Consider the following 26,813-nt stretch of genomic DNA (forward strand, 5'->3'; position numbering starts at 1 on the left):
GTTCACCTGGAAGACACACCATGCCCGCCACCTTGCCAGCCAGCTTATTAGCCGCACTACAGTCAAAACAAGGCCTGCTGTGGCTGAACCCCCAGTTGGGCAGCGCCTTGCCTGCCAACACCCCCACGGCGGAACAAGTCGGCGCGGCGGCAGCGCGGCTGCAACGCTGTGCCGGCCTGCTGGCCATGTTGTTTCCCGAGCTGGCGGCCACGCAGGGGCAGATCGAGTCCCCCTTGCATGACGCCAGTGCGCTATACGCGCTGCCGCCATACCGTGGCGTGCAGGGGCAGTGCTGGCTGAAGGGCGACCATGCGCTGCCGGTGGCCGGTTCCATCAAGGCGCGTGGCGGTTTTCACGAAGTGCTGGCCCATGCCGAGGCACTGGCCTTGCAGCACGGCGTAGTACAACCGGAGGACGACCGCCGCCTGCTGGCTGACACGGGGGCGCGTCAGCTGTTTGCCCGGCATCAGGTGGTGGTGGGCAGCACCGGTAATCTGGGCCTGAGCATAGGCATCATGGCGGCGGCGCTGGGCTTTCAGGCGGTGGTGCACATGTCGGTAGAGGCCAAGGAATGGAAAAAGGCACGGCTGCGCCAGCGCGGTGTGACGGTGGTGGAACATGCTGGCGATTATGCTGCTGCCGTGGCGGCAGGCCGTGCCACCGCCGAGGCCGACCCGGACAGCTATTTTGTCGATGACGAACATTCGCTGCCGCTGCTGCTGGGTTATGCCGCTGCCGCCGCACCGCTAGCGGCACAGCTGGCGGCGCAGGGCGCAACGGTGGATGCAGCCCACCCCCTGTTTGTCTACCTGCCTTGCGGGGTGGGCGGCGCGCCGGGCGGCATCGCCCATGGCCTGAAGCTGTTGTTCGGCCCGCATGTGCATTGTTTTTTTGCCGAACCGGTGGCCTCGCCCTGCATGCTGGTGCAACTGGCCAGTGGCGGCGATGCGCCGCTCTCGGTGTACGACATCGGCCTGGACAACCGTACCGAGGCCGACGGGCTGGCGGTGGGGCTGGCTTCGCCACTGGTGGCGCCGCTGATGCGGGCCGAATTGAGCGGGGTGTTTACGGTAGGCGATGACGATTTGTTCCGCCTGCGCTTGCAGGTGGAAGAGCACTGCCAGCTGGCGCTGGAGCCATCTGCTGCGGCGGCGGTTCGTGGCCCGGACTGGCTATGCAATAGCCCGGCAGGGCAGGCTTATCTGGTGGCACATGGCCTGCAAGCGCAGCTGGCGGATGCCCATCATGTGGTGTGGACCACCGGCGGCGCGCTGGTTCCGCCAGAGGAACACCAGCGCTTCCGCCAGCGTGGGCTGTCACTCGCCGGCTGAACCGGCAGCAAACTGCAAGGCCGCCAGCCGCGCATACAAGGGCGAGCTGTGCAGCAGTTCCTCATGTCGCCCTTGCGCCACGATGCGCCCGCCTTCCAGCACCACGATGCGGTCGGCCTCTTTCACCGTGGCCAGCCGGTGGGCAATCACCAGCGTGGTGCGATTGGCGGCGGCGCGTTCCAGCGCGCCTTGCACCAGCTGTTCGGATTCGGCATCCAGCGCGCTGGTGGCTTCGTCCAGCAGCAGGATGGGCGGGTTTTTCAGGATGGCGCGGGCAATGGCAATGCGCTGGCGCTGGCCACCGGACAGGCGCACACCGCGCTCGCCCAGATAAGTGGCATAGCCCTGCGGCAGTGCCTGGATGAAGTCGTGCGCGGCGGCGGCACGGGCGGCGGCATGGACTTCCTCATCTGTTGCGTCCGGTCGGCCATAACGGATGTTCTCCAGCGCGCTACTGCCAAAAATCACCGAATCCTGCAGTACCACGCCAATGTGCTGGCGCAAATCGGCCAGCGCCAGTTGGCGGATATCGATGCCGCCCAGCGAAATCTGCCCCTGTTGCGGGTCGTAAAAACGCAACAACAGCTGGAACAGCGTGGACTTGCCCGCGCCGGACGGCCCCACCAGCGCAACGTGCTCGCCGGGAGCCAATTCCAGGTCGATATGGCTGAGCGAGGGCTGCTCCGGCCGTGAGGGGTAGGCAAAGCTCACCTGCTGCAAACGCAGCCTGCCCGCTGCTGGCAGCGCATGCGGCTGGGTAGGCTCGGTCACCGGCGAGGCCAGTTGCAGCAGCTCCATCAGCCGCTCGGTGGCCCCGGCGGCGCGTTGCACATCGCCCCATACTTCGGCCACCGCACCAATCGCCCCGGCAGTCACCACCGCATACAGGATGAACTGTGCCAGTAGGCCGCCGCTCATCTGCCCGGCCAGCACTTGCTGCGCACCCAGCCACAGCACGAACACGATGGCGCCGAAGATCAGCATGATCACCGCCACCGTCAGCAGCGAACGGGCGCGAATGCGCGCCAGCGCGGTGGCAAAGCTCAGCTCCACCGAGCCGACAAAGCGCTTGGCCTCCGCCGCTTGCTGGTTGAAGGCCTGCACGGTGGGAATGGCGTTCAGCACTTCACCGGCCATGGCGCTGGAATCGGCAATGCGGTCCTGACTGGACTTTGACAGCGCCCGCACGCGGCGGCCAAACAGCACGATGGGCAGCACCACCAGCAACAGCGTCACCAGAATGTAGCCGGTGAGGCTGGGGCTGGTCATGGCCAGCATCACCAGCCCGCCCAGCATCAGCAGCACATTGCGCAGGCCCATGGACAGGCTGGTGCCGATCACTGTCTGCACCAGCGTGGTATCGGTCGTCAGGCGCGACAGCACTTCGCCGGTCTGGGTGGTTTCGAAATACTGCGGGCTCATGCTGATGACGTGGCGGTATACCGCGCTGCGCACGTCGGCCGTCACCCGCTCGCCCAGCCAGGACACCAGGTAAAAGCGCCCGGCAGTGGCCAGCGCCAGCACCACCGCCACACCAAACAGCATCAGAAAGTACTGGTTGATGTGACCGGCATTGCGGCTGGAAAAGCCCTGGTCGATCAGCACGCGGAAGGCCATGGGCAATACCAGTGTGGAGACGGCGGCCACGGTGAGCGCCAGCAGGGCCAGCCAGGCACGACGCCGGTAAGGACGCAGAAAGGGCAACAGCCCCAGCAAGGGGCTGATGCGTTGCAACAGGGGACGGGCAGGTGGTGTGACAGACATGGGCAGACCCGATGAAAACAAGGCTGTCAGGCTACACCATGCCACCGGCTACGGCCATCCGGGCAGGTTTGCAGCTGCTGCTAATAAAGGCGCAGCGTCCCTGGGGTATGGGGACGCAACGCAGCGGCAGGGATTTTATCAGCCGCGCTTACTTCAGCTTGCAGGTCTTGATGCCGAAGGGCAAATACGCCGGACACCAGCCAATCAGCCCGGTAGCCAGCGGCACCACGCCAATCCAGCCCCATACCGGCAGCAGGCCGGCCACGGTGGCGATGATCAGGGCAATGCCAATGACGATGCGCAGGATGCGGTCGAAACCGCCTACATTCGGGGACATGATGTTCTCCTCGGTTCAGGGCCATGCAGGATGGCGATGAGGAGATGCTAGACCTTGCTACCGCCGAGGTCAGTGACTAGGTCACACAGCGGCGCGGCTAGCCATAAGAGCCGCTAACAAAACCTCGTAGAGCACCCGAGTCAAGGCGCGCCGACGCAGACAGTACAATGAGTACGGCAAGTCGGCGCAACGCAGAATCGGGGGTTTTGTTGGCGGGTCTAAATACCACAGCCTATTTGCCAGCGAGCTGCTGCAAAGCGTCAGAATCCAGCAATTGCAGCTGGCCGCGCCCCAGCCGGATCCAGCCGCGGCGCTCGAACTCCTTGAGCTGGCGGCTGATCACCTCGCGCGCGCTGCCCAGTTCGGCCGCCAGTTCCTGATGGGTGGTACTCAATACGTTCTGGCCACGGGCGCGTTGCAGCAGGCAGGTGGCCAGGCGCTGGTCGATACGACCAAAGCTGACTTCTTCAATCAGCAACAACAGGTCGGCAATGCGGCTGCCATAGGCGCGGAACACGAAGTCGCGAAATGCTGCAGAGCTGGCCAGCAACTGGCGGAAGGCCGGAATCGGCAGCGCCTGAGCCTGGATGGCGGTTTCGGCCACGCCTTCGGCATCGTAATCGTTGCCACTCATCAGGCAGGCGGTGGTGACAATGCAGGTCTGGCCGTTTTCCACCCGGTACAGGGTGATTTCGCGGCCGTTTTCGCCCACTTTCTGTACCCGGATCTGCCCTTCCTGCAAGAACAGATAGGCCTGACAGGGGCTGCCTTCGCGAAACAGCACGGTGCCGGCCGGGGCTTGCATGGCATGGCTATGCGTCAGCAGTTGGGCGCGGCTGGCCTCGTCCAGCGCATCCAGGATGGCAAAGTCGCGCGTCCAGTCGCTCATGCCGTCGTTTCCTGCAACAGACCACGGGTTTGCAGTTCCTGATACACCCTTAGCGCCACCCAGGCGTCGTTGCCGGCATAAGCCTGCTGGGCGGGGCTGAGTGGCAGGCGCGACCAGTTGGTGGTGGACAGTTTTTTCGATTTGCGAAAGTACTGGCCAAACAAGCGCGCCACCGCCTGCACCGCACCCACGGTGATGCGGGCATCGTCCGAGGGCAGCAGATTGCCCAGATCGATCAAGCCGCCGCATTCCACGCCCAGGCGGCTTTTGAGCAGCGCCCGGTCGGACACCAGATCGAAGCCCACCAGCGGCCGGGCCGGGTCGGCCAGCAAGGTTTTGATTTCCTCCGGCAGCACGCCCTTCACCACCGGCACCAGCCAGGCGCGCTGGCTGTCGGCCAGCTGGATCAGATGCGGGCCGTCCGACTCCTCACCCTTGCGGAAGGTGGGTTTGGATTCGGTATCAAAACCCAGCACCGGGGCCGCCAGCAGGGCGGGCATGGCCGCAGCCAGCGCCTGCGGGTTGTCCAGCATGCATACCTGGTCCGGGGTCAGCGCCGGAAACAGCGGCATGGTTTTGATTTCTTCGCGGGGGATTTGCCGAGTAAGAGACATGGCGGGCCTTGATGACGGGAATGGTGCCGCCCGGCAACAGGCTGGCGGCAAAGCTGCATGATACGGAATCCCCGGCAGCATTTCACCCGGTTTGCTGGTGCCAGCTAGCCCGACTGCGGCCGGAATGCCGGTAACTGTAGCGCCAGATGATCCACCAGCATGCGCACCTTGGGCGAAAGCTGGCGCTTGTGCGGGTATAGCGCCCAGATACCTTCATCCGGCTCCTGATAGGCCGTCAGCAGTTCCACCAGCGCACCGCTGTGCAGATGACGCGCCACGTAGTAATCCGGCAGCTGGACAATGCCTACCCCTTGCAGCGCGGCATGGGTCAGTGCGTGGCCGCTATTGCAGCGCAGGCTGCCCTTCACCCGCAGCAGGCGGCGTTTGCCGCCTTCTTGCAGATGCCAGAAGTCGTTGCTGCCCAGCAGGCAGTTGTGGCCCTCCAGTTCGGACATGCTGTTGGGCAGGCCGTAGCGCTGCAAATAGGCCGGAGCGGCGCAGACATGCTGACGGCGGGTGGCCAGCCGCCGTGCCACCAGGCTGGATTCGCTCAAATGCCCCAGGCGGATGGCCAGGTCATAGCCTTCGGCCACCAGGTCGAGCACTTGATTGCTGAGGTTGAGCTGAATGTCCAGCGCCGGGTATTGCTGCAAAAAGCTGGTAATCAGCGGGGCAATGTGGCTTTCGCCATAGGCTACCGGCGCGGTGAGTTTGAGCCGCCCTTGCGGCACCGCCTGATGCAGCGACAGGGCGCGTTCAGCTTCGTCCAGCCCGTCCAGCAACTGGCGGCAATGCTGCAAATACAGCTGGCCGCTTTCGGTCAGCGTCAACTGGCGGGTGGTGCGGTACAGCAGCTGTACATGCAGGCGCTGTTCCAGCCGGGTAACTTCGCGGCTGACCTGCGCTACCGACAGGTCCAGCGCACGGGCGGCGCGGGTAAAGCTGCCCAGTTCGGCTACGCTGACGAATTCGCTTACCCCTTGCCATGCCGCCATTATTACTCCTGTGAAAAAATCATTTACCGATTAGGCAGATTATCGGCAAAAACAGTCGCAATACAATGGCACTTTACTGCTGCCAGCCAGCATCCCTACTCAACCGCCCCGCGCACAGCTGCATGCCGTTGCGGGCGGATTACCCCGTCAGGAGATCGCCATGAGTCAAGACATCATCAAGTGCAAGGCCGCCGTTGCCTGGGCTGCCGGTCAGCCGCTGTCCATCGAGGAAGTGGAAGTGGCCCCGCCCAAGGCGGGTGAAGTACGGGTAAAACTGGTGGCCACCGGCGTGTGCCATACCGATGCCTACACCCTGTCCGGAGCCGACCCGGAAGGCATCTTCCCCTGCATCCTGGGCCATGAAGGCGGCGGCATTGTGGAGTCGGTGGGCGAAGGCGTCACCAGCGTGGCGGTGGGCGACCATGTGATTCCGCTGTACACGCCGGAATGTGGCGAGTGCAAGTTCTGCAAGTCCGGCAAGACCAATCTGTGCCAGAAAATCCGCGCCACCCAGGGCAAGGGGCTGATGCCGGACGGCACCACCCGCTTCTCCAAGGACGGCCAGCCCATCTACCACTACATGGGCACCTCCACTTTTGCCGAATACACCGTGCTGCCGGAAATCTCGCTGGCCAAGGTGAACAAGGCCGCGCCGCTGGAAGAAGTCTGCCTGCTGGGTTGTGGCGTCACCACCGGCATGGGTGCGGTAGTGAACACTGCCAAGGTGAAGGCGGGTGACACCGTGGCCATCTTCGGCCTGGGCGGCATCGGCCTGTCGGCCATCATCGGCGCGCGCATGGCCGGGGCCAGCCGCATCATCGGCATCGACATCAACGAAAGCAAGTTCGAACTGGCGAAAAAACTGGGGGCAACCGACTGCATCAACCCCACGCTGTTCGACAAGCCGATTCAGGACGTCATTGTGGAAATGACCGATGGCGGCGTGGACTTCTCCTTCGAGTGCATCGGCAACGTCAATGTGATGCGCTCGGCGCTGGAATGCTGCCACAAGGGCTGGGGCGAGTCGGTCATCATCGGTGTGGCCGGTGCCGGGCAGGAAATCTCCACCCGTCCCTTCCAGCTGGTGACCGGCCGGGTATGGCGCGGTTCCGCCTTTGGCGGCGTGCGTGGCCGCTCCGAGCTGCCCACCTATGTGGAACGCTATCTGAAGGGCGAATTCCGCCTGGACGACTTCATCACCCACACCATGCCGCTGGAGGAAGTGAACACCGCTTTCGAGCTGATGCATGAGGGCAAGAGCATTCGTTCCGTCATCCACTACAGCAAAGACTAAGCACCATGCTGCCGGGCCGCCCCAATTGCTGGCCCGGCAGGCTCCCGGGAGACGGAAATGAATCTGGAAAACATCAGCAGCAACCGCTGCTTTGGCGGCTGGCACAAACAGTATCTGCATGACTCGGCGGTACTGGCTTGCCGCATGCGCTTTGCCATCTACCTGCCGCCGCAAGCGGCGCAGGGCGACAAGGTGCCGGTGCTTTACTGGCTGTCCGGCCTGACCTGCACAGACGAAAACTTCATGCAGAAAGCCGGTGCGCAGCGGATTGCCGCCGAACTGGGCATCGCCATCGTGGCACCGGACACCAGCCCGCGCGGCGAGGATGTAGCGGACGACCCTGCCTACGACCTGGGACAGGGTGCCGGTTTTTATCTCAACGCCACCCAGGCGCCGTGGAACCGCCATTACCGGATGTACGACTATGTCAGCCGCGAGTTGCCCGCCCTGATTGAGGCGCATTTTCCGGTCAGCCCGCGCCGCGCCATTGCCGGCCATTCCATGGGTGGGCACGGTGCGCTGATCTGCGCACTCAAACGGCCGCAGGATTATGTATCGGTATCGGCCTTCAGCCCGATTGCCAACCCGGTGAATGTACCGTGGGGACAAAAGGCCTTTGCCGCCTATCTGGGTGAAGACCGTCAGCAATGGCTGGAGTGGGATGCCTGCCACTTGCTGGGCGAGGCTGCACAGATATCGCCGCTGCGGGTGGATATCGGCCTGGCCGATGCCTTTCTGGATGAACAACTGAAGCCCGATGCCCTGGAAGCCGCCGCCCGCCATGCCGGTCATGCACTGCAATTGCACCGTCACCCGGGGTACGACCACAGCTATTACTTCATTGCCAGCCTGATCGAAGCGCAGCTGCGCTTTCACGCCAGCCATCTGCTCGCTTGAGCCGCGGAAAGAGGTGACACAGCCGCGCCGTTACCGGCAGCGGCCGTGCAAGTAGGGCCAGGGACTGCGCGCTTAGAAGCGGGCGGCTACCTGGCTGCCACGCGCGGTCATCAAGCTGACCAGCACGAAGCTGACCAACGCCACCGCCAGGCTTTGATAGATCGGCAGATTGGACTCCAGCCCATCGCTCACCATCGCCAGAATGGCCGTGCCACAGCCCAGTACCATGCTGACAATCGCCCCGGCCGTGGTGGCGCGTCGCCAGAATATCGCCCCCAGCAAAGGCACCAGCATGCCCGCCACCAGCAGGTTGTATGCCAGGGTCAAGGCAGTGAGTACGTCATGCACCACCATGGCCAGCAGCAACACCACGCCTCCCACCAGCAAGGTCAGCAGACGGTTTAGCCACAGGCCACTCCTGTCGCCAACGATCAAGTCTTCACTCAATGTAGTAGAGGCAGCCAGCAAGGCTGCACTGGCCGTCGACATCATCGCCGCCAGTGCAGCGGCAATCACCAGGCCTCGTACACCATCCGGCAAGCCATCCTTCACCATGGCGGCAAAGGCGTTGGCCGGGACGGCCAGGTCCGGCAGCAACACCTTGGTGGCCATGCCGATGGCAGCGCACACCAGCCCGTACACAATGCAGTACAGCCCGGCCACGGTACCGGCATAGCGCGCCACACCGGTGCTGCGCGCGGTAAACACCCGTTGCCAGATATCCTGGCCGATCAGGATGCCGAAGAAGTAAATGACAAAGTACGTAAGAATGGTGTCGCCACCAATATTGGTGAAGCTGAAGTAAGAGGCAGGCAGTTTGGCTTCCAGTTGCTCCCAGCCACCCACCCGGTTCAGACAAATGGGCAACAGGATGAACATCAGCCCGATGGTCTTGATCAGGAACTGCACAATATCCGTCAGGGTGAGCGACCACATGCCACCGATGGTCGAGTACACCACCACCACGCCACCGCCAATCAGCACCGCCAGCCAGAATGGCAGGGTGAACAACACCTGCATCACCGTGGCAATGGCCAGCACCGAGGTGACACAGAGCATGACGGCATACAGCAACATCACCAGCGCGCTGGTACGCCGCGCCACGGTGTTGTAACGGCGCTCCAGGATCTGGGTCACTGTAAATACTTTCAGCTGCAACAGCGGTTTGGCCAGAAACAGGTTCAGCACCAGGATGCCGCAGCCCAGTGCCGCGCACAGCCAGAAACCGGAAATGCCATACACATAACCCAGCTTTACCGTACCCACAGTGGAGGCTCCACCCAGTACCGTGGCAGCCATGGTGCCCATGTAAAAACCCGGTCCCAGATTACGTCCGGCCACCAGAAATTCCTCCCGGCTGGTGGCACGACGCATGCCCAGCCAGCCCAGCAATAACATGCTGGCGATGTAAACGAACACGACAAAGATATCGAGTCCCATGGTTACTCTCCTTCACTCTGCCCTAGCGGCAATGTATTGGCTGTTCAAACACAATGGATTCGGCTGCTCTGCGGCAGCCTGAGGATGGCCTAGCGCCGGAAGGTGACGCCGGGTAGCACGCACAGCATCTCGAACAAGAGATTGGCCCCCAGCAAGGCGGTATTGCCGGTGGTGTCGTAAGGAGGGGAGACTTCAACCAGATCACAGCCCACCAGATTCAGGCCATGACAGCCACGCACGATTTCCAGCGCCTGGACCGAGGTCAGCCCGGCCACTTCCGGCGTGCCGGTACCCGGAGCAAAGGCCGGGTCGATACCGTCGATGTCAAAACTCAGGTATACCGGCCCGCCACCCAACAGCTGGCGCACTTCCTGCATCAGCGGTTGCAAGGAACGGTTCCAGCACTGTTCCGCCGGTACCACGCGAAAACCCTGGCGGCGCGCCCAGTCGAAATCCTCGGCGGCATAGCCGCTGCCACGCAGGCCGATCTGCACCACACGTCCCTGCGCGAGCAAGCCTTCTTCCTGGGCACGGCGGAAGGTGGTGCCGTGGGCAATTTTTTCGCCAAACATTTCGTCATTGATGTCGGCATGGGCATCGACATGAATCAGCCCCACCGGGCCATGCTTGGCTGCGATGGCGCGCAAAATGGGCAGGGTGACGGTGTGATCGCCACCCAGGCCCAGCGGAATCACATCGTGCTGCAGCAACTCACGGTAGCCCGCCTCAATGCGCGCCACACTGTCCAGCAGGTTGTAGGGATTGGTGGCGATATCACCAATATCGGCCACTTGCAGGGTGTCGAAGGGGGCGGCACCCGTGCCCATGTTGTAGGGGCGCAGCAAGACCGATTCATTGCGGATTTCACGCGGACCAAAACGGGTGCCGCTGCGGTTGGAGGTGCCGATGTCCAGGGGCAGGCCGACAAAAACAGCATCCAGCCCGGCGGCAGTGTCGGCCTTGGGCAGCCGCATCATGGTGGCAATGCCGCCAAAGCGGGGCATGGCATTGCCACCCAGCGGCTGATTGTGTTCAGCGTTTGACATGCTGACTCCTGAAACTGAGGTTGAGGGACGCTCAGTCTATTCAGGCGGCAACTTGGGAAAAATCACCGTATTCCACTGTTTACATTGATAAATCTGAATGTGTGTAATGACAGGCCTGACCCACTGCCAGCACCTGGAAGAAACCATGCTCCATACCCTGTCCAGCCTTGATTTACGCCTTATCAGGGTTTTTCGTGCCGTTGTCGATGCTGTTGGCATTTCAGCTGCCCAATCCACCCTGAACGTCAGCCAGTCCACCATCAGCAATCAGCTGGCCGCGCTGGAAACCCGGCTGGGTTATCGCCTGTGCGAGCGTGGCCGCGCCGGCTTTTCCCTTACCGCCAAGGGTAGCCAGCTGCTCAATGCCAGCCGTCATCTGCTGGATGCCGCCGAAGCCTTCTGCGTGGAAGCGCGTCAGCTGGAGCGCAAACTGCTGGGGCAGTTGCGCATAGGCGTGGTGGGACACACCACCATGCGCGCCCATTCCCGCCTGTCGGAAACCATTCGCCGCTTCCGCCAGCGCGAAGAATCGGTCGAGCTGATGTTATCCATGCTGCCGCCCGGCACACTGGAAGAGGCGCTGATCAACGGCGACATCCATCTGGGCATCGGCTATTTCTGGCACCGTGCCCCCAGCCTGCAATACCTGCCCTTGTTTACCGAACACCAGCTGGCCTATTGCAGCCAGGAGCATCCGCTGTTCTTGCAGGCGGGGAATATATCGGTGGAAGAGGCCGCCCGGCATGACTGGGCCTGGCGCAGCTATCCGCTGCCAGACATCCCGCTACCGGTGGAAAACTGGCGCGTCACCGCGCGCGCCGACAATATGGAAGCGATGGCCGTACTGATTCTGTCCGGCCATCATCTGGGCTTTTTACCGGAGCACTTCGCCCGCCCCATGGTGGAGCAGGGCATGCTGCGGGCGCTCAATGCGGTGCAGCTGTACTACCACCCCACCTTCCACATGGTGACACGGCAAAACGCCAGACAAAGCGAGGTGATCCGCGCCTTCACCCAGGATTTGCTGGCGGCGCATCAGCTTCCACCTACCCACTGAGTGGCGCTGCCAGTACCAGGCTCTGCGCCACTCAGCCCACATCCAGCCTGTTGGCTACTCTGGGTCAGATTTCCAGTGCAGCACGGCGCGACAGCAAAATGCTGCCGTGCCGGTAGCCCGCAGCGATGCCTCCCTGCCCAGCCAGCAAGTAGTGATGCTGCGAGCCCGACAAAGCCTCAAAGAAACGGCGGCAGGCTGCGGGAGGCGCAATGAAACGGTCTTGATCGGCACACACTGCCAGCACCGGAAACGGCAAATGCGCCAACGCTGGCAGATAATCAAAGCCATCACGGCCAACAAAACGGCCTGTCAGATTCCAATCAAACCACTGGGACATCAAATAAAACGATTCATCCTGTACCCCAATGCCCAAACGCTTGCCTGGCACCCTCCCCAGACAGGCTGACAAATGGCGGGCCAATTTCATCAACAGACGGCGCGACAGCGCTGGAGCAGCATGGCAGGCCTGACAGGCAAACAACACCAGCTTACCGATAAGAGGCAACAGTTGGGGCTGGCGCAGCAGGCACATCAACAGCGCCAAACCGCCGCCACTATGTGTCACACCATGCAGGGTTGCCACCTTTTCGTGCTGCCGCAAATAGCGCAACACCGCTGGAATGTCATATAAGGCAATGGTCTCAAAATCAAACTCACCCCTGTCAACGGGCTACTACCATGCCCGCGCCACTCCATCACCCAGCAGATGGCACCGCGCACCGCCAGATTAATGTGCCAACCCCAGACAGATACGTTTGTCGGAAAACGTACCATGCGTCATGAAAATATGTGTTGCCGTCGACGCTATCACAGGGTTTGAGCCCGTCACTTTCCACAGTGATATCTGTACTTTATCTGCTGTAGTAATGATGATGTGCTCCATCTTGCCCTCGTTTCAATAATCATATTGCAGCAATTGGAATAACTGACTCCGGCTTATTGATTTCCGGGCTAAGCTGAAAAGCAAAAATCGCCTGAATCAGAGGGACATTAAACTCTCCTCGCCCTACTAAATAAACCATGTCATCACGCACTACAACCCATCCTCTCTCCTGCAATCCCGAAATAGTCAGCGCATACTCTGCCAAAAAATCACTCCCAAACACTGCTCGATAATCTGCCATGTTCACACAAAGCTCCTGCAATGCCTGAAATATCCAGCATAATTTGACATCCTCCGGAGTATGAAAATATACGCGCCCTATTGGCTTGCGCTTATCAGTGACATCTTCCATATATGCCGCCAGATTTCTTTTATTCATCGCTAAAAATGAGTCTTTATTTCCGTCTGGCTGCAAACGAATATTCACCGCAGCATAACCTAAGCCCCCATATAACATTTGGGATTTGTCTCACCGCCAGAAAATGGCTGTCTTAGATTCTGCTCATACAGGTACTCCCATGGCTTAATGTCACCACGGCTACTGACAGACCTTCGCTCCCAGTCATACGCAGTTTTCTGTACAAACCCCTTTTCCTGTAGAAATTGTTGCGCAATTTTGTACATTTCATATTTTTCATCTTGTGAAGGCAATGCTGCCCGCTGCTTAGTAGCAAAATGGGAACGCCCTGCAATATTCAATTCATAATGCGTAATATGATGTACACCAGCAGCTGAAATTCTCCGCAATCCATCCAGCATGCTATCAATCGACTGCTCTGGCCACCCGTAAATCATGTCCACATTACAACTGAGTTCATATCGATGGAACATTGATCGCCAAATAGTGCAAATATTGCGAAATGGCAGACTTTCCTGATACGCGGTGGTAGGAAACAAGCAAAATCCACAGTGCGGAGGATCCGTTGGCAAGCAAAATGGTATGCCGATATAAAAATTGATGCTTGTCGATTGCTGTGCACTATTTTGCAAGGCTTGATCAAAGCGCTGATGATCATACTCAACCTTCCAGTGCATCGGCGATCGGTGTGCATGCAGCACTTTATTCGCCATTGGGCGATTTGCATTCTTATTGATGAAATCGTTAACTGCTTCACGGAATGGATGACTCACGACGCTGCGCATGCCCTTCTCCTTACATGACATCAACAATGACAATAAAGATGGCTACGCCTCATTTTTCACAAAATCACCCTCAATACAACCAGCGCAAAGGATAGTTTTTCCGCAAACATGCAGAAATATTCTCACTCGAACAAGAGAATAGTCTGAAATTGATGCAAGCAATCAAAATTTGCATCGCCACTAATTAAAATTAATAAAACACAGATCCCAATCGTCAGCAAAAAGGCTTTCGTTCAACACACACTCTTTAGTAAGCGATTTTGGAATTCAGATTTTTAGCGGAGGAGAAAATCATGATTAAAGGAAGCTGCTGCTGTGGTTCGATAAAATTTGAATTAACATCGCCACCGAGCATGATGGGTATGTGTCACTGCTCTCGTTGTCGAAAGCTAGGCGCAAGTGCACTAGTATTCACAGACAAGAAATCTTTTCATCTACTGGAAGGACAGGAGTTTATTGCACGTTACGTGCCTAGTGCCCCATATAAACACATAAGAACATTTTGTAAAATTTGCGGAACAGCCTTAGGCGAGATTGGTTCAGAAAATGACTCATTTCCGATTCCAGCAAATTGCCTGGATGATGAACCTCGCTTAGCAATTCAATTCCATGTTTTTGTCGGCTCCAAGCCCTCATGGTATGAAATCTGTGACAACGCGCAGCAGTTTCAGGAAAGTCCAGAACAACATTAAAAGTAATTCCCGTACTTTCGTCAAAAAATTGGGCGGCCAGTAGCCGCCCAATCCATTTACGGCGCCAGGCGCACCCGTTGCCAGCTGGCATCCGCCTGCAACAGGTAAACCACCCGGTCATGCAGGCGGCTGGGGCGGCCCTGCCAGAACTCCACCCGGTCGGGAATCACTGCATAACCGCCCCAGTGCGGCGGGCGCGGTACATGCAGCGGATGCTTGACGCCAAACATGGCGGCGCGGCTCACCAGCACGTTCTTGGAGCTGATTTCGGTGCTCTGCTCGCTGGCCCACGCCCCCAGCCGGCTGGTATAGGGACGGCTGGCAAAATAAGCGTCAGACACTTCCGGTGCCACTTGCTGCACCCGGCCTTCCACGCGCACCTGACGTTCTAGCTCCGGCCAGAAAAAGGTAATGGATACAAAGGGATTGTCTGCCAGCTGCTGCCCCTTGCGGCTGAGATAGTTGGTGTAGAACACCAGTTGGCCGTTTTCGATGCCCTTGAGTAGCACGATGCGTGCAGTGGGGCGACCATCGGCACCGACTGTCGCCACGTTCATCGCGGTGGGTTCGTGTACCTGGGCGGTCATGGCCTCGTTCAGCCATACCTCGAACTGGGCGATGGCATCGGGCAGGCAGTCGTCCGGTGACAGTTCTTTCTTCGAATAATCCTGGCGGATATCGGCAAGATTCAGCGACATATCGCTCTCCTGGTTCAGTATGCCGCCATGTTAAGACAGAAGATGACGCAAAGGGTAGCCACCCGCACCGTGGAAGAATGTGCGCGGCTGCGTGGCATTTGCACCGCAAAGCCCCGGAATTGGGGACGTTGACGATTAACTTAGGCTAGAATATGGCCTTTCCCCTGCAGCCCTGTTCCGCCCATGCATCTGGTTGCCTTTGGCCTGAATCACCACACAGCTCCGCTATCGGTGCGCGAGAAGCTTGCCTTCCCGGCCGAGGTGCTGCCCAACGCACTGGAAAGCCTGGTCGGCTCGCAGGCGGCTCGTGAGGCGGCCATTGTGTCCACCTGCAACCGCACGGAAATCTACTGCAACAGCAATAATCCGGAGCAGGCCTTGCAATGGCTGTCGCAATACCATGGCCTGCCGGTGGAAGAACTGCGCCCCTACCTGTACCAGCTGGATGCCAGCAGCGCGGCACGCCATGCTTTCCGCGTGGCCTCGGGCCTGGACTCCATGGTGCTGGGTGAAACCCAGATTCTGGGTCAGCTGAAGGACGCGGTACGGACGGCAGAAAATGTCGGCACACTGGGCTCGCTGCTCAATGGCCTGTTCCAGCGCACCTTTGCCGTCGCCAAGGAAGTACGCAGCAGCACCGCGGTGGGCGCAAGCTCGGTGTCCATGTCGGCCGCGGCGGTGAAGCTGGCCGAGCAGATCTTCCCCACCATTGGCGAACTGAACATCCTTTTCATCGGCGCGGGTGAGATGATAGAGCTGGTGGCTACCCACTTTGCCGCGCGCGAACCCTCCTGTATCACCATTGCCAACCGCACCCTGGAGCGGGGGCAAAAACTGGCCGAGCAGTTTGGCGGCAACGCCATCACCCTGTCCGAGCTGCCCGACGTGCTGCATCGTTACGATGTGGTGGTGACTTCCACCGCCAGCCAGCTGCCGCTGGTGGGCAAGGGCCTGGTGGAGCGCGCGCTCAAGGCACGCCGCCACCGCCCCATTTTCATGCTGGACCTCGCGGTGCCGCGCGATATCGAAATCGAAGTCGGCAAGCTGAATGATGTCTACCTGTACACCGTGGACGATATCGCCAGCATCGTGGAAGTCGGCAAGGAAGCCCGACAGAGCGCGGCGGAAGAAGCCGAATCCATCATTCAGGCCCGTGTGGCCGAATTCAACGACTGGCTGAAAAAGCGCGAAACCGTGCCGCTGATCCGCGCCCTGCGCGATGAGGCCGAACGCACGCGCCGCCATGCACTGGAGGCTGCACTCAAGCAGCTGGCCAAGGGCACGGCACCGGAAAAGGTGCTGGAAAGCCTGTCCTTGCAACTCACTAACAAACTGATGCACCCGCCCACCCAGGCACTGTCCTCGGGCAGCGGCGCGGAGCATGCGGCCCTGGTGGAAACCATCGCCCGCCTGTACCGCTTACACCCGGAGTCGTAATGAAACCGTCGATTGCGACAAAACTGTCGCAGTTGGCCGATCGCCTGGAAGAAGTCACCCATCTTCTGGCCAGCGAATCGGCTACTGCCGATATGGATCAGTTCCGCAAACTGACCCGAGAACACGCCGAACTCACCCCGGTGGTGGAAACCTTCCAGCAATACCAGCAGTGCGAAAACGATATCGCCACCGCAGGTGAAATGCTGTCCGATCCGGACATGAAGGAGTTTGCCCAGCTGGAAATCGACGAAGGTCGGGACAAGCTGGCCGCGCTGGAGCTGGAGCTGCAAAAACTGCTGCTGCCCAAGGACCCGAACGACGAAAAGAACATCTTCCTGGAAATCCGCGCTGGTACCGGTGGCGACGAAGCAGCCTTGTTTGCCGCCGACCTGCTGCGTATGTACACCCGCTTTGCCGAACGCAATCGCTGGCAGGTGGAAATCGTCTCTGCCAGCGAGTCGGACCTGGGCGGCTACAAGGAAGCCATCGTCCGCATCATCGGCTTCGGTGCGTATTCCAAGCTGAAATTCGAATCCGGCGGTCACCGGGTGCAACGCGTACCGGCGACCGAAACCCAGGGCCGCATCCATACCTCGGCCTGCACCGTGGCAGTGATGGCCGAGGCGGACGAACTGGTGGATGTGGTGCTGAACCCGGCAGACCTGCGTATTGACACCTTCCGCGCCAGCGGAGCAGGTGGCCAGCACATCAACAAGACCGACTCCGCCGTGCGTATCACCCACCTGCCCACCGGCATTGTGGCGGAATGTCAGGATGGCCGTTCGCAGCACGCCAACAAAGCCAGCGCCATGCAGGTGCTGGCGGCGCGCATCAATGACATCCAGCGCCGCGAACAGCAGCAGAAAGAAGCGGCCGAGCGCAAGAGCCTGATTGGCTCCGGCGACCGCTCCGAGCGCATCCGCACTTATAACTATCCGCAAGGCCGCATTACCGACCACCGTATCAATCTGACGCTGTACAAGCTGGATTACGTGATGGATGGCGATCTGGTCGAGCTGACCGATGCGCTGATTGCCGAACAGCAAACCGAACTGCTGGCGGCGCTGGGCGACTGACCGGGCTTTGTGCCCGACAATGTGGTTTGCCCCGTCCGGCACATCGTTGTACACTCGGAACCCGAAAAAGCAGCTGCCTGGTAACAGGGTGGCAGGGGCCAGGCCCCAAGGCTTTTTCTCCGAATCTTGAGGCCACGAAAGTGGCCTTTTTTCTTGCCCGCTTGCCAGCCGTGCCAAATGGCAGACAAAAAAAATCGGCCGGGTCACAGAGGCAGGACCCGACCGTTCCCAACGTGGAGATGGTGGAAAGCGTGATTACCGGCAAGCTGGCTGCTTGCCGCAGAAAAACCGACCGCGCACCTGATGGCGGTGTCCGGGCATATCAGCCATGCAAACAACACATCAGTCGCACAAACAAGCCGGGATAGCCGGCTTGCTGAAATAAAATGCTTCACATCAAATAATCTGTACTTTGCCCTGACAGATCAACAAGCTAGCCACAAGGATAACCAGCCCCTGTTGATGTGACAAAGCAGTTATAATCATGCCAGCCATGAATAAACAGCATGAATCTGATGAAACTGCCTCCCTTGAATGCCTTGCGGGTGTTTGTTGCCGCCGCCGAACACCTGTCCTTTACCCGCGCAGCGAACGCCCTGCACCTGACGCAAGGCGCAGTCAGCCGCCACGTCCAGACACTGGAGGAGTTTTATGGCACCAGCCTGTTCATCCGTCAGGCACGCGGCCTGGCGCTGACCGCCGAGGGAGAAGCCCTGGTCAAGCCGGCACGCGACGCCTTCCAGCTGCTGCATGAGGCCAGTGAAATGCTGCGACTACGGCAAAGCGGCCTGCGGGTACGCATTCCGCCCACGCCTGCCATGCGCTGGGTGCTACCCAACCTGCCGGACTTCCAGAGCCGCTACCCGGAATACACCCTGCACCTGATTACCCAGCTGATTCACGACAAGCCGTTCAACCGGGCCGAATACGACCTGGCTATCATCGGCATGCCGCGCCCCGAGGTGTATACCGACATGCGCATCGAGTGTATCTGCCGCGAAAAGCTGGTTCCGGTCTGTTCGCCCGCCTTGCTGGTAGGCCCCCATCCGCTGCGCACCCCGGAAGATTTGCAATACCACACCCTGCTGCACCCCTGGCGGGATCAGGATGTATGGGACCGCTGGCTGAAACTGGCCGGGGTGAGCAACATCAACCCGGAAAGCGGCGTGACCTTTGATGCACTGGAATATGCACTGCATGCGGCGGCGGCAGGCATGGGCGTGACGCTGGCGCAGGTTTCAATGGTGAACGATGACATCCAGCGCGGACGGCTGGTGATTCCGTTTGATACCGTGCTGGAAACCGAGTGGGCGTATTACCTGATGTATTCGCACGAGATGGCACAGCAACCCAAGATTCGTGCCTTCCGCGACTGGCTGATTGCCACGCTGGAGCGCAGCGAGGCAATCAGCCGCAGCATGTAGCCATCAAACGCTGGCGGTGTCCTGCTGTTGCAACCAGCTCTCGAACACTGCCAGCAACTGCTCCAGCCCAGCCACCAGGCTGATGGCCTGCTCTACCTGGCCAGCCTTGGCGGCTTTCTCCACCGCCTCGGCCGCATGCCCCATATCATTGGCCCCCACCATGCGGCTGGCACCCTTGATACGGTGCGCCGCCCACGCCAGCTGATCGGCACTGGCGGCCTTCACCGCCTGGCGCAAGGCGTCCATGTCTTCCTGATTGGCCTGGGCAAAGTCATGCAGTATTTCCAGCTCCACCGCCATGTCACCATCGCTATAGACCTCCAGCACAGACCGGTCTACCGGACAAGTCATGCCGACAGAAGACGTTACGTTGCTAGGCTCCATCACACTCTCCGCTGCGTTGTGCAGCCACTTTTGCAGCATGGCTGACAAAATATTGATCGCCAGTGGTTTGGTCAGGAAATCATCCATCCCAGCCGCGCTGGTCTTGTTGAGTTCTTCCTGACCGGCATTGGCGGTACAGGCAATAATGGGCAGCCGGCCGCGCTCGGGGTGCTCGGCTTCGTAAGCCCGGATCAGCCGCGCCAGTTCATAACCATCGGTCACCGGCATGTGGCAGTCGGTCAACAGCAGGCTGTAATGGCCGGCCTGCCACATGGCGTAGGCCTGGGCACCGTCTTCCGCACATTCGGCGGTATAGCCCAGCTTTTCCAGTTGGCGCAAGGTGAGTTTGCGGTTGGTGGGATTGTCCTCGGCAAACAGGATGGGCAGGTACTGGCCATGCGCGCCGTCCTCGGTTTCCGGTGCGGCTGCGAGGGTGGTGCGGGTGGCATCGTCATCCAGCTCGCCGGCAGCCAGCTCCTGGCTATCGACGATGTTGGCCACCAGCAGCAAGGACGCACGCGTCCCCTGGCCCGGCTGGCTGTCGAGTTCCACATGACCACCCATCAGCCCGGCTAGACGCCGGCAGATGGCCAGACCCAGCCCGGTTCCGCCAAAGCGGCGACTGGTATCGGATTCGGCCTGGGTAAAGGGCTCGAACAGCCGGGCCAGGTTGTCCGGCGAAATGCCTATCCCGGTGTCGATGATGTCAAAGCGCAGGGTCTGGGCGGAAAACTCCTGCTCCAGCACTTCCACGTGCAGGGTGATGCCGCCGTTGGCGGTGAACTTGACAGCATTGCTGACGAAGTTCTGCAGGATCTGGCGCAGGCGCAAGGGATCGAGCAATAGTGCTGGTGCCAGGCGTTCATCCACTTCCAGCTTCAATTGCAGGCCCTTGGCCGCCGCGGTTTCGGCATACAGCGTGCGCACCTGTTCCAGCAGCGGTTTGACCGCGGTGGGGGTGAGCACCACTTCCAGCTTGTCCGCTTCGATCTTGGAGAAATCCAGAATGTCATCAATCAGCCGCAACAAGGTGCGGGCGGACTCCTGGATGGTGTCCACACTGTCCTTCTGCTCGGCATTGAGCGGGGTCATGGCCAACAGCTCCAGCATGCCCAGCACGCCATTCATCGGGGTACGGATTTCGTGGCTCATGGTGGCCAGGAAAGAACTCTTGGCACGGTTGGCCGCATTGGCCTGATCACGCGCCATGCGCAGTTCAAACTCGGCCAGCTTGCTCTCGGTAATGTCCAGGCAGGCCAGGATGGTGCCTTCACGCGGACGATCGGGAAACAGCAGCATGCCTTCAAACAGCACCCAGATAGGGCGGCCTTCGGCATCGACACATTCAAGTTCGCAGCGCAGTTTGCTCTGATACTGCACCATGTTGTTGAGCTGGCTGGTCAGGTCGAACCAGCTTTGGTCAGAGGCCAGCAGCTCCATCAGGTGCATGCCGGGCAGGCTGCTGCCACCACGCCCAAAAATGTCTTCTGCCATGCGGTTGGCGCGTACGATCTGCATTTGCTCGTTCAACCGCAACAGGCCGATGGGTGAGGCGGAATAGATCGCCTCTTCTTCTTGCAAGACCGAGCGCAGCTGGGATTCGGACAGCTTGCGCCGGTCTTCTTCATCAAAGAAGCCCAAGATATTGGCATAAGCCCCCACCAAGGGCTGAATGCCTTTGCCCAGTAAGGCCAGGTCGGGTTTCAGCAGGCATATCAGTGCCGACACATCGTCATCCATGGAGACCGGCAGGGTAATCCAGGGCGGCATCTCGGCCAGGCGTTGCAACAACCAGGTCAGCGGTTCCGGTTCATGCGCCACGGTTTCCAGTGGCGGCAGGGAGTCCGGCCAGTTACCGGCCTGCAAGTGAATCTCGAACCTGTCGTCCGGGAACTCTGCCAGCACCAGCATGAAGCCCTGCTCGGCACTGCTAAAGCGAATGAACTCTTCCAGCAGGCGGTCGAGCACCTGCTTGCGCGGCCAGCGACTGAGCATGAGGTTTTCCACCTGGGAAATGGCGGACAGCATGCTCAGGTTATGTTCCAGGGAGTGCTCGGCAATGCGGCGCTGATGTTCATCACGCACAATCAGCATGAACTCCTTGTGGGTGTCCGTGCTGCGAAAAAGACTGACCGTGATGCCTGCAAAAAATAGCTCCTGGTTGAGTTTGATGCCTTCGCCTTGCAAGGTCTGGCTACCCAGCTCGGTCACCCGGTGCAAGGTATCACCCAGTTCACTTGGCAGACGCAGCAGCTGGCTGATCTGCCGCCCTTCCAGCTCATCCCTGCCGTTATCGAACAGTCGCTGCGCACCGGCATTGGCCGACAGCACCGTACCATGCTGGTTGATGGTCATGATGGCATCGCCCGCGGCATCCAGCATGCGCTGCAAGCGGTTCAGCGGCTTGAGCACCCGCTTGGTCATGCTGTACAGCAAAACCAGCCCCAGAGCCAGAATGGCCAGGCCCAGCACCGCATCGTGAATCAGCTGTCGGCGGTAGTCTTCGAGCGCCAGCTGGATCTGGGCGGCACTCTGCCGATTAGTCTGTACAAACAGGTTCCAGCTTTCCTGCTGTACCCGTGCCAGCAGTTGCTGCATGTCGGGCTGCATGCCGGCTATGCTCTGGTGCGCCTGCATGGCAGCCAGTTGCTGCTTGTTGAGCATGTGCAGCTGCAAGGCGGCATCCGATACCCGCCGCAAGCTGGACTGCAAGGCCTGATCCTGGGTATGCGCCACATCGGCACGTAGCTGTTGCAACATCAGGTTGCTCAAGTCCAGCCGGGATTGCAGGTCGCCTTCTTCGGTCTCACTCAGCGGCGCATCGCGCTCGCTGCGCAACAACAGGGCAGAGGCGGTGGTGCGCAGGACATGGCCGATATTCCAGCTGTCCTGGGCGATATCCATCATGATGTACAAGCCGGGCGGTGCATGCCATTTCATCTGCCCGTTCATGCCGATCAGCACGTCATTGATGGCGTCCTGCAAATGACGTGACGACAGTTCCACACCATAGCCCAGCGTTTCATCCGGCCCCCAGGCCGGGCCGATCCGCATGTCGACTTCCGGCCGCAAGCTGCGAAAACTCTCTAGCTGCAATGTGACATCGGCCAATCTGGCACGCTGTTCAGCCACAATATCGCGCTCACCGGCCTCCAGCGCCTGCTTCATCCAGTTGTCCGCCTGCATGCGCAGCAGGTCAAGTGCGCTGCGTTCGCTCGGATAGGGAGGCGTGTCGCGGTACAGCAAGCCACGGCCAAGAATGGCTTCACGCCGCAGCAGATCGGCCGCGGTGTAAAACTTGCTGCTGATTTGATGGACGTCGGCCAGCTCCACCGCCTGCTGATAATGCTGCCAGGATGCCTCCAGCAAGCGGGTGACCCAGCCAATCTGGAAAATGCCCAGCAAGACGACTATGGCAATGACGGCTCTGCCGATGGACAGCGTCTGGCTGGTCTTGTTGTTGATTCTGGCCATCCATCCCCCCTTGCCGGCGCAAAGGCCTAGCCTTGCTGACCGGACGGTTCGGTAGCCGCGGCATCCGCAACCGGCGTTTGGTCAGGCATCTCTATTTCCAGCTGGTGCACGCCGTAACGGTCGCTGAAATTACGCAATACTGCCAGTTGGTTGGCAGAGATACTTGCACCCTGCGGCAGCAACAAATGCCCGCTCTTGCTGCGCAGGTCCGCCGCCAGTATCGAACCGGGCTTGGCACTGTGTATCGTCACGACTTCCCCCTGCACGGCAGGCAAATCTTCTGCGCGCGGCTCGAACAGACGACGGAACACCTTTTTGTCGTAGTCGGTTCCGGTGTCAACACTGTAATAGCTGAACGGGTCCACCTCAGGCCGTGCCCGCTTCAGGGCCTGGGTAATCGCTTTTTCCACATCTGCGGGTTTTGGCGGCTTCACGACAAAGCCGTCTGCATGCAATTTGACCGCCACCGTGACATTGCTGCGATCGGCATGGCCAGACAAGATGATGAAGGGCAGGTTGGATGCATTGGCCGTATGGCCACAGCGCAGTTCCTTGAGCAGGTCCAGCCCGTTCATCGGCTTCATTTCCACATCGCACAGCACCAGGTCCACCATGCGCATGTCCAGCGTGCGCATGGCAGTGCTGCCATCCGGCGCTTGCGAAATATGCTCCGCACGGATTCCCATCGTTTGCAGTGACTGGCTGACCAGTGTGCGGACCAGCGACTGATCGTCCACCACCAGTATTTTCAGCTTTTCCAGCTCAATCGACATGATTTACCCCTTGCACGTCATGACATCATTGCTGCCGGTCTATTCCTGCAAGGTGCCAGCAGTCTGTTGTTGTTCAAGATAAGAGGATAGCTCCCCCACGCCCAGCTGCAGGGCAATGTGCTCGCCGCTGACATTGCAGCCGGATAATTCGCTGATCACCGCCAGATCGGCCTCGTTGTCCAGCTGCGTCATGGTCAGTTGCGCGGTGGTCAATCCACAGCACTGCAACAAGGCAAGCAGGCTTTGTTGCCGTTGCGGCCACTGCTGCAGCGTGGACGCGGTAACACGCACGCCGTCCAGCGGCAGGCCAAGCAGATTGCACACCGTGAGACTCCCCTCGCCCAATTGCTCTGCCAGCAAATGGAAACCAAAGTATTTCAGCTTGGCAATATTCTCATAGCATACCGGAGAGTGGTGGGCCTGCAAGCCATCGGCCAGCAGAAATCCGATTTGTCCTGGCACCAGCCCGTGCTGGCGCAACAAGGCAGCATAGCGATCGAACAGGTTGTCATGCGCCAGACAACTGGCATCCAGATGCAGCAAGAACGGTATGTGTTGACGCAGCGAATGGGGAATACCAACCAGAACCTGCACCAGCCGCTCCATCACCATTTCCAGAATCAGCACCGGCAGCTGCGGATTGCTGGTCAGCTGTCGGTAAAAACCGGCATCCAGTGGCAGCAGGCCACTTGGCAATTGCAAGCTGGCTACCTGCATGGCCCGGAGCTGGCGCTGCTCGCCGTCCAGCACAGGGCGAAACTCCAGCGCCAGGGGGGCCGCCGCACACTCATGCCACAACTGCTGCGAATCGAGCGGGGCGCTGCCAGAAAGCTGCTCCATGTCGGAAAAAACCGCATTGAGCTGATGCAGGAACTGGTCGATGCTGTATGGCTTGCGCAGGAAATTCACACTGGGTATGCCCTGGCCGCGCGCCATGCTGGTTATGGCATGCAGAATGCGACTGTCGTAACCGGAAATGATAAGCAAGGATGCCCGACAACCAATGGCCGTCAGGTTTTTGATGAAGTCGATCCCGCTCATGCCGGGAATGCCGATATCGGTGATGATCAGGTCGTAGCTGTTTTCCGCTGCACTGCGCAGCGCTTCGGCTGGGTTACTGAATTCGTCTATCGTCGTGGCTTGCCGACTGAAGAAGCCGGTCTGGCGGGAAATCAGCTTGCGCAGGATGACCTGGTCTTCCAGGATCAACAATCTCAGGGGTGGCGGCATTGCGGACTCCTCAGGAATGCAATGTCCACCGGATTTCATGGCCGGTAGCAATGCGGTCGTTTACGCTATTGGTATAGCAGCCCACATCACTCCGGAGCAAGCATTACCCGGCCGATACTTGATAAAAGCAGAATGAAATTAAAGTCATTACTAGGAAAATCTGCCATTCTGCCTTCACTCAGCGCACATCTTGCTGCTGTTCGGGCGGTGTCGCCGGAGCGGCATACCAGTGCTGTGGCGGTACGATCACCGCCTGCGCGGGCTGGGCGCGGAAATGCGGGGACATGATCTGTACGCCAAACTCATTGAACACATCCTGTATATGCCCGTGTAGCGCGGTAAACAGGTCCACTGGCAGGGTGTCCGGCAGGATACTCACCTGCAGCTCGTACTCGACATAAAAATCCTGCAGCTTCAGCTGACGTACCAGAATGGGCTGTTTTGCATCCACGGTCGGCGTGCGGTGCGCTGCCAACTCCAGCATGGCCTGCACTTGCCGCCATGGGGTGTCGTAACCAATCGACACCATCGTGGTCAAGGCTAGCCCGCGCCCCTGGCTTGGCCGGCTGTAGTTTTCCACCTTGCCGCCCACCACAACGGCGTTAGGCAGCGTGACCTCATGGTCCTGTCGCGTCATCACCTTGGTGGACAAGGCACTCAGCTCGGTCACATAACCTTCCACATCACCGATACGTACATAATCTCCGGCACGCAAGGCTCGGGAATACACCAGGACCAGGCCGCTCATTGCATGATTCATGATACCCGCCGAGCCCAGTGTCACCAGCAAGCCGAAAAACACACTCATCCCCTTGAATGCATCGGAATCGGCACCCGGAAAATAAGGGTAGGCAATGGTCAGTGCAAACAACCACAGCACCACACCCAGCAGGCGACGCGTGGCCCCCGCCGTTTCGGGATGCAGGCCGGGAAAGCGTAACTGGCCACTTTCGACCATGCCAAACACCAGGCGCAAGCCACGGGACAATAAACGGGTAAACAGAAAAATCAGCGCGACCGTGAGCAAACCCGGAATCGCCGAAGCTGTGTTATTGAGCAATGCACTCACCAGCTCCCACAGAAATGCGCCCAGACGCCGGCTCCATGGCAAGGTGTAAGGAAAACGGGCCAGCAACCAGGTCAGCCACAAATAGCTCAGGAACAGCATGCAAAGCGCGGTGGTCAGATTGATGATGCCGCCTTCGGCCCGCAACACCATACTGCGTAAGCCAAGCCGCCCCCGAATCCAGCCGGGGAGCTTATCCGGGTGCAAGGGCAAGCGCCGCAAGGCATGACGACGCAGACGCAGCGTCAGATAGAGCATGCCAACAAACACCACCGTTCCCGCAATACCATAGCCAGCCGCGATGCTTAGCGCCTGGGAGGAATGCTCCTGCAGATAGTGAAGCCGTAATTGATTGAGCCGCTCCACCGCATTGGTGGCGGATTGCTTCAAGCTCAAGCCGTCAGCCGGATCCAGATCATCAGCAACGATATTGAACAGCGGCTTGCCGTTCACGGATATCCGGTAGGCGGTATTTGTACCGCTACCATACGGTGTGGCCAATACAGGAAACGCAGCATCTGCCGACTCCAGGCCACGCATCCGCGCTTCCACACGCACCACGCGCTGTGGTGCAGTCAGCTCCCCTTCCTTGCCCAGAAACAGATAAACCGGTTGCCCGGCCAAAACCAGGGTTCGCTGCTGCTCCCAGGCATCGGGCGACAGACGCGGCTCAGCGGCCATCAGTGGATGGCTCAGCAGCAAGCTGCACAAGACAAACACGCGCAGCAACAGGCTAGACACAATGCATCCTCCAAGCATGGACTGGCCTTAATCATAGCGGTTTGGCGGTGCCGGGTAAGGGGAGCGTGTCATCACCGGCCATGCCGATGCAATCGTGGAGAATGACAGCAGAGAGTATGCACGCATAC

23 protein-coding genes are annotated in these 26,813 nt (G+C 59.8%); 8 read left to right on the plus strand and 15 right to left on the minus strand.

The annotated features are described in order from the left end of the window. Positions 1 to 20 precede the first annotated feature (20 nt). Complete coding sequence (locus tag HWX34_RS07065; protein ID WP_178971587.1) at positions 21 to 1,331, plus strand: D-serine ammonia-lyase; 1,311 nt, start codon at positions 21 to 23, stop codon at positions 1,329 to 1,331. On the opposite strand, the gene HWX34_RS07070 is transcribed toward HWX34_RS07065, so the two are convergent. From HWX34_RS07070 to HWX34_RS07090, 5 genes are all read right to left on the minus strand, one after another. After that, complete coding sequence (locus tag HWX34_RS07070; protein WP_178971588.1) at positions 1,317 to 3,095, minus strand: ABC transporter transmembrane domain-containing protein; 1,779 nt, start codon at positions 3,093 to 3,095, stop codon at positions 1,317 to 1,319. The genes HWX34_RS07065 and HWX34_RS07070 overlap by 15 nt on opposite strands. A 148-nt stretch (positions 3,096 to 3,243) precedes the next feature. Then, positions 3,244 to 3,432: a DUF2892 domain-containing protein gene (locus HWX34_RS07075; RefSeq protein ID WP_178971589.1), complete on the minus strand. Its 189-nt coding sequence runs from the start codon at positions 3,430 to 3,432 to the stop codon at positions 3,244 to 3,246. A gap of 232 nt (positions 3,433 to 3,664) precedes the next feature. Continuing rightward, positions 3,665 to 4,321, minus strand: coding sequence for a Crp/Fnr family transcriptional regulator (locus tag HWX34_RS07080; protein WP_178971590.1), 657 nt, complete (start codon positions 4,319 to 4,321; stop codon positions 3,665 to 3,667). Continuing rightward, entirely contained in the window at positions 4,318 to 4,893 is a 576-nt protein-coding gene (locus HWX34_RS07085) for a 3'-5' exonuclease (protein ID WP_218645097.1), read from the minus strand. The genes HWX34_RS07080 and HWX34_RS07085 overlap by 4 nt, the downstream gene beginning before the upstream one ends. A 146-nt stretch (positions 4,894 to 5,039) precedes the next feature. Further along, positions 5,040 to 5,930, minus strand: coding sequence for a LysR substrate-binding domain-containing protein (locus HWX34_RS07090; protein WP_178971591.1), 891 nt, complete (start codon positions 5,928 to 5,930; stop codon positions 5,040 to 5,042). Positions 5,931 to 6,102: 172 nt separating this feature from the next. Between HWX34_RS07090 and HWX34_RS07095 the strand changes: the two genes are divergently transcribed. Both HWX34_RS07095 and fghA read left to right on the plus strand, forming a co-directional pair. Next, on the plus strand, positions 6,103 to 7,224 hold the full coding sequence (locus tag HWX34_RS07095; RefSeq protein ID WP_370459683.1) for an S-(hydroxymethyl)glutathione dehydrogenase/class III alcohol dehydrogenase: 1,122 nt from the start codon (positions 6,103 to 6,105) through the stop codon (positions 7,222 to 7,224). A 63-nt stretch (positions 7,225 to 7,287) separates the two neighbouring features. Beyond that, complete coding sequence (fghA, locus tag HWX34_RS07100) at positions 7,288 to 8,121, plus strand: S-formylglutathione hydrolase (RefSeq protein WP_178971608.1); 834 nt, start codon at positions 7,288 to 7,290, stop codon at positions 8,119 to 8,121. A gap of 72 nt (positions 8,122 to 8,193) precedes the next feature. On the opposite strand, the gene HWX34_RS07105 is transcribed toward fghA, so the two are convergent. Beyond that, positions 8,194 to 9,561, minus strand: a complete 1,368-nt coding sequence (locus HWX34_RS07105) for a sodium:solute symporter (protein ID WP_178971593.1) — start codon at positions 9,559 to 9,561, stop codon at positions 8,194 to 8,196. 89 nt (positions 9,562 to 9,650) lie between these two features. Continuing rightward, positions 9,651 to 10,607 (minus strand): agmatinase, encoded by a 957-nt coding sequence (gene speB / locus HWX34_RS07110; RefSeq protein WP_178971594.1) that lies wholly within the window; start codon positions 10,605 to 10,607, stop codon positions 9,651 to 9,653. 106 nt (positions 10,608 to 10,713) lie between these two features. Here speB and HWX34_RS07115 point away from each other — a divergent pair, with 106 nt between their 5' ends. Next, a complete protein-coding gene (locus HWX34_RS07115) occupies positions 10,714 to 11,664 on the plus strand; it encodes a LysR family transcriptional regulator (RefSeq protein ID WP_255496609.1) in 951 nt (316 codons plus the stop codon). 64 nt (positions 11,665 to 11,728) lie between these two features. Here the strand turns inward: HWX34_RS07115 and HWX34_RS07120 are convergent, their stop codons facing one another. From HWX34_RS07120 to HWX34_RS07130, 3 genes are all read right to left on the minus strand, one after another. Beyond that, positions 11,729 to 12,277 carry a hypothetical protein gene (locus HWX34_RS07120; RefSeq protein ID WP_178971595.1) on the minus strand — a complete coding sequence of 183 codons (549 nt, stop codon included), beginning with the start codon at positions 12,275 to 12,277 and terminating at the stop codon, positions 11,729 to 11,731. Between the two features lie 289 nt (positions 12,278 to 12,566). Continuing rightward, positions 12,567 to 12,974, minus strand: a complete 408-nt coding sequence (locus HWX34_RS07125) for a hypothetical protein (protein WP_178971596.1) — start codon at positions 12,972 to 12,974, stop codon at positions 12,567 to 12,569. Positions 12,975 to 12,985: 11 nt separating this feature from the next. Beyond that, positions 12,986 to 13,690 (minus strand): hypothetical protein, encoded by a 705-nt coding sequence (locus HWX34_RS07130; protein ID WP_178971597.1) that lies wholly within the window; start codon positions 13,688 to 13,690, stop codon positions 12,986 to 12,988. Positions 13,691 to 13,983: 293 nt separating this feature from the next. On the opposite strand from HWX34_RS07130, the gene HWX34_RS07135 reads away from it, so the two are divergent. Then, the gene (locus HWX34_RS07135) at positions 13,984 to 14,382 is read left to right on the plus strand and encodes a GFA family protein (RefSeq protein WP_178971598.1); all 399 of its coding nucleotides are present in this window, start codon (positions 13,984 to 13,986) and stop codon (positions 14,380 to 14,382) included. Between the two features lie 56 nt (positions 14,383 to 14,438). On the opposite strand, the gene pdxH is transcribed toward HWX34_RS07135, so the two are convergent. Beyond that, a complete protein-coding gene (gene pdxH, locus HWX34_RS07140) occupies positions 14,439 to 15,080 on the minus strand; it encodes a pyridoxamine 5'-phosphate oxidase (protein WP_178971599.1) in 642 nt (213 codons plus the stop codon). A gap of 183 nt (positions 15,081 to 15,263) precedes the next feature. On the opposite strand from pdxH, the gene hemA reads away from it, so the two are divergent. The 3 genes from hemA to gcvA all read left to right on the plus strand — a co-directional run bounded on the left by hemA (position 15,264) and on the right by gcvA (position 19,017). Continuing rightward, complete coding sequence (hemA, locus tag HWX34_RS07145; RefSeq protein WP_178971600.1) at positions 15,264 to 16,517, plus strand: glutamyl-tRNA reductase; 1,254 nt, start codon at positions 15,264 to 15,266, stop codon at positions 16,515 to 16,517. Continuing rightward, complete coding sequence (gene prfA, locus HWX34_RS07150; protein WP_045848436.1) at positions 16,517 to 17,593, plus strand: peptide chain release factor 1; 1,077 nt, start codon at positions 16,517 to 16,519, stop codon at positions 17,591 to 17,593. Before hemA ends, prfA begins: the two co-directional genes overlap by 1 nt. A gap of 506 nt (positions 17,594 to 18,099) precedes the next feature. Then, a complete protein-coding gene (gcvA, locus tag HWX34_RS07155; protein ID WP_178971601.1) occupies positions 18,100 to 19,017 on the plus strand; it encodes a transcriptional regulator GcvA in 918 nt (305 codons plus the stop codon). Between the two features lie 3 nt (positions 19,018 to 19,020). Here the strand turns inward: gcvA and HWX34_RS07160 are convergent, their stop codons facing one another. The 4 genes from HWX34_RS07160 to HWX34_RS07175 all read right to left on the minus strand — a co-directional run bounded on the left by HWX34_RS07160 (position 19,021) and on the right by HWX34_RS07175 (position 26,685). Next, positions 19,021 to 22,875: an ATP-binding protein gene (locus tag HWX34_RS07160; RefSeq protein ID WP_178971602.1), complete on the minus strand. Its 3,855-nt coding sequence runs from the start codon at positions 22,873 to 22,875 to the stop codon at positions 19,021 to 19,023. Between the two features lie 26 nt (positions 22,876 to 22,901). Then, a complete protein-coding gene (locus HWX34_RS07165) occupies positions 22,902 to 23,648 on the minus strand; it encodes a response regulator (protein WP_178971603.1) in 747 nt (248 codons plus the stop codon). Positions 23,649 to 23,687: 39 nt separating this feature from the next. Further along, entirely contained in the window at positions 23,688 to 24,878 is a 1,191-nt protein-coding gene (locus HWX34_RS07170) for an EAL domain-containing protein (protein ID WP_178971604.1), read from the minus strand. 178 nt (positions 24,879 to 25,056) lie between these two features. Further along, positions 25,057 to 26,685 (minus strand): mechanosensitive ion channel domain-containing protein, encoded by a 1,629-nt coding sequence (locus tag HWX34_RS07175; protein ID WP_218645098.1) that lies wholly within the window; start codon positions 26,683 to 26,685, stop codon positions 25,057 to 25,059. Positions 26,686 to 26,813: the final 128 nt, after the last annotated feature.

The sequence above is a fragment of the Aquitalea sp. LB_tupeE genome (assembly GCF_013391415.1).
In the GTDB taxonomy this organism is placed as follows: domain Bacteria; phylum Pseudomonadota; class Gammaproteobacteria; order Burkholderiales; family Chromobacteriaceae; genus Aquitalea.

Excerpts from the sequence above, each read along its gene's own strand:
- HWX34_RS07130 (WP_178971597.1), bottom strand. The coding sequence starts at position 13,690 with ATGCGCAGCGTCGTGAGTCATCCATTCCGTGAAGCAGTTAACGATTTC.
- pdxH (WP_178971599.1), bottom strand. The coding sequence starts at position 15,080 with ATGTCGCTGAATCTTGCCGATATCCGCCAGGATTATTCGAAGAAAGAA.
- HWX34_RS07115 (WP_255496609.1), top strand. The coding sequence starts at position 10,714 with ATGACAGGCCTGACCCACTGCCAGCACCTGGAAGAAACCATGCTCCAT.
- HWX34_RS07135 (WP_178971598.1), top strand. The coding sequence starts at position 13,984 with ATGATTAAAGGAAGCTGCTGCTGTGGTTCGATAAAATTTGAATTAACA.
- HWX34_RS07105 (WP_178971593.1), bottom strand. The coding sequence starts at position 9,561 with ATGGGACTCGATATCTTTGTCGTGTTCGTTTACATCGCCAGCATGTTA.
- gcvA (WP_178971601.1), top strand. The coding sequence starts at position 18,100 with ATGAATCTGATGAAACTGCCTCCCTTGAATGCCTTGCGGGTGTTTGTT.
- speB (WP_178971594.1), bottom strand. The coding sequence starts at position 10,607 with ATGTCAAACGCTGAACACAATCAGCCGCTGGGTGGCAATGCCATGCCC.
- HWX34_RS07160 (WP_178971602.1), bottom strand. The coding sequence starts at position 22,875 with ATGGCCAGAATCAACAACAAGACCAGCCAGACGCTGTCCATCGGCAGA.
- prfA (WP_045848436.1), top strand. The coding sequence starts at position 16,517 with ATGAAACCGTCGATTGCGACAAAACTGTCGCAGTTGGCCGATCGCCTG.
- HWX34_RS07070 (WP_178971588.1), bottom strand. The coding sequence starts at position 3,095 with ATGTCTGTCACACCACCTGCCCGTCCCCTGTTGCAACGCATCAGCCCC.
- HWX34_RS07075 (WP_178971589.1), bottom strand. The coding sequence starts at position 3,432 with ATGTCCCCGAATGTAGGCGGTTTCGACCGCATCCTGCGCATCGTCATT.
- HWX34_RS07170 (WP_178971604.1), bottom strand. The coding sequence starts at position 24,878 with ATGCCGCCACCCCTGAGATTGTTGATCCTGGAAGACCAGGTCATCCTG.
- HWX34_RS07090 (WP_178971591.1), bottom strand. The coding sequence starts at position 5,930 with ATGGCGGCATGGCAAGGGGTAAGCGAATTCGTCAGCGTAGCCGAACTG.
- HWX34_RS07065 (WP_178971587.1), top strand. The coding sequence starts at position 21 with ATGCCCGCCACCTTGCCAGCCAGCTTATTAGCCGCACTACAGTCAAAA.
- HWX34_RS07165 (WP_178971603.1), bottom strand. The coding sequence starts at position 23,648 with ATGTCGATTGAGCTGGAAAAGCTGAAAATACTGGTGGTGGACGATCAG.
- HWX34_RS07085 (WP_218645097.1), bottom strand. The coding sequence starts at position 4,893 with ATGCCGCTGTTTCCGGCGCTGACCCCGGACCAGGTATGCATGCTGGAC.
- HWX34_RS07080 (WP_178971590.1), bottom strand. The coding sequence starts at position 4,321 with ATGAGCGACTGGACGCGCGACTTTGCCATCCTGGATGCGCTGGACGAG.
- hemA (WP_178971600.1), top strand. The coding sequence starts at position 15,264 with ATGCATCTGGTTGCCTTTGGCCTGAATCACCACACAGCTCCGCTATCG.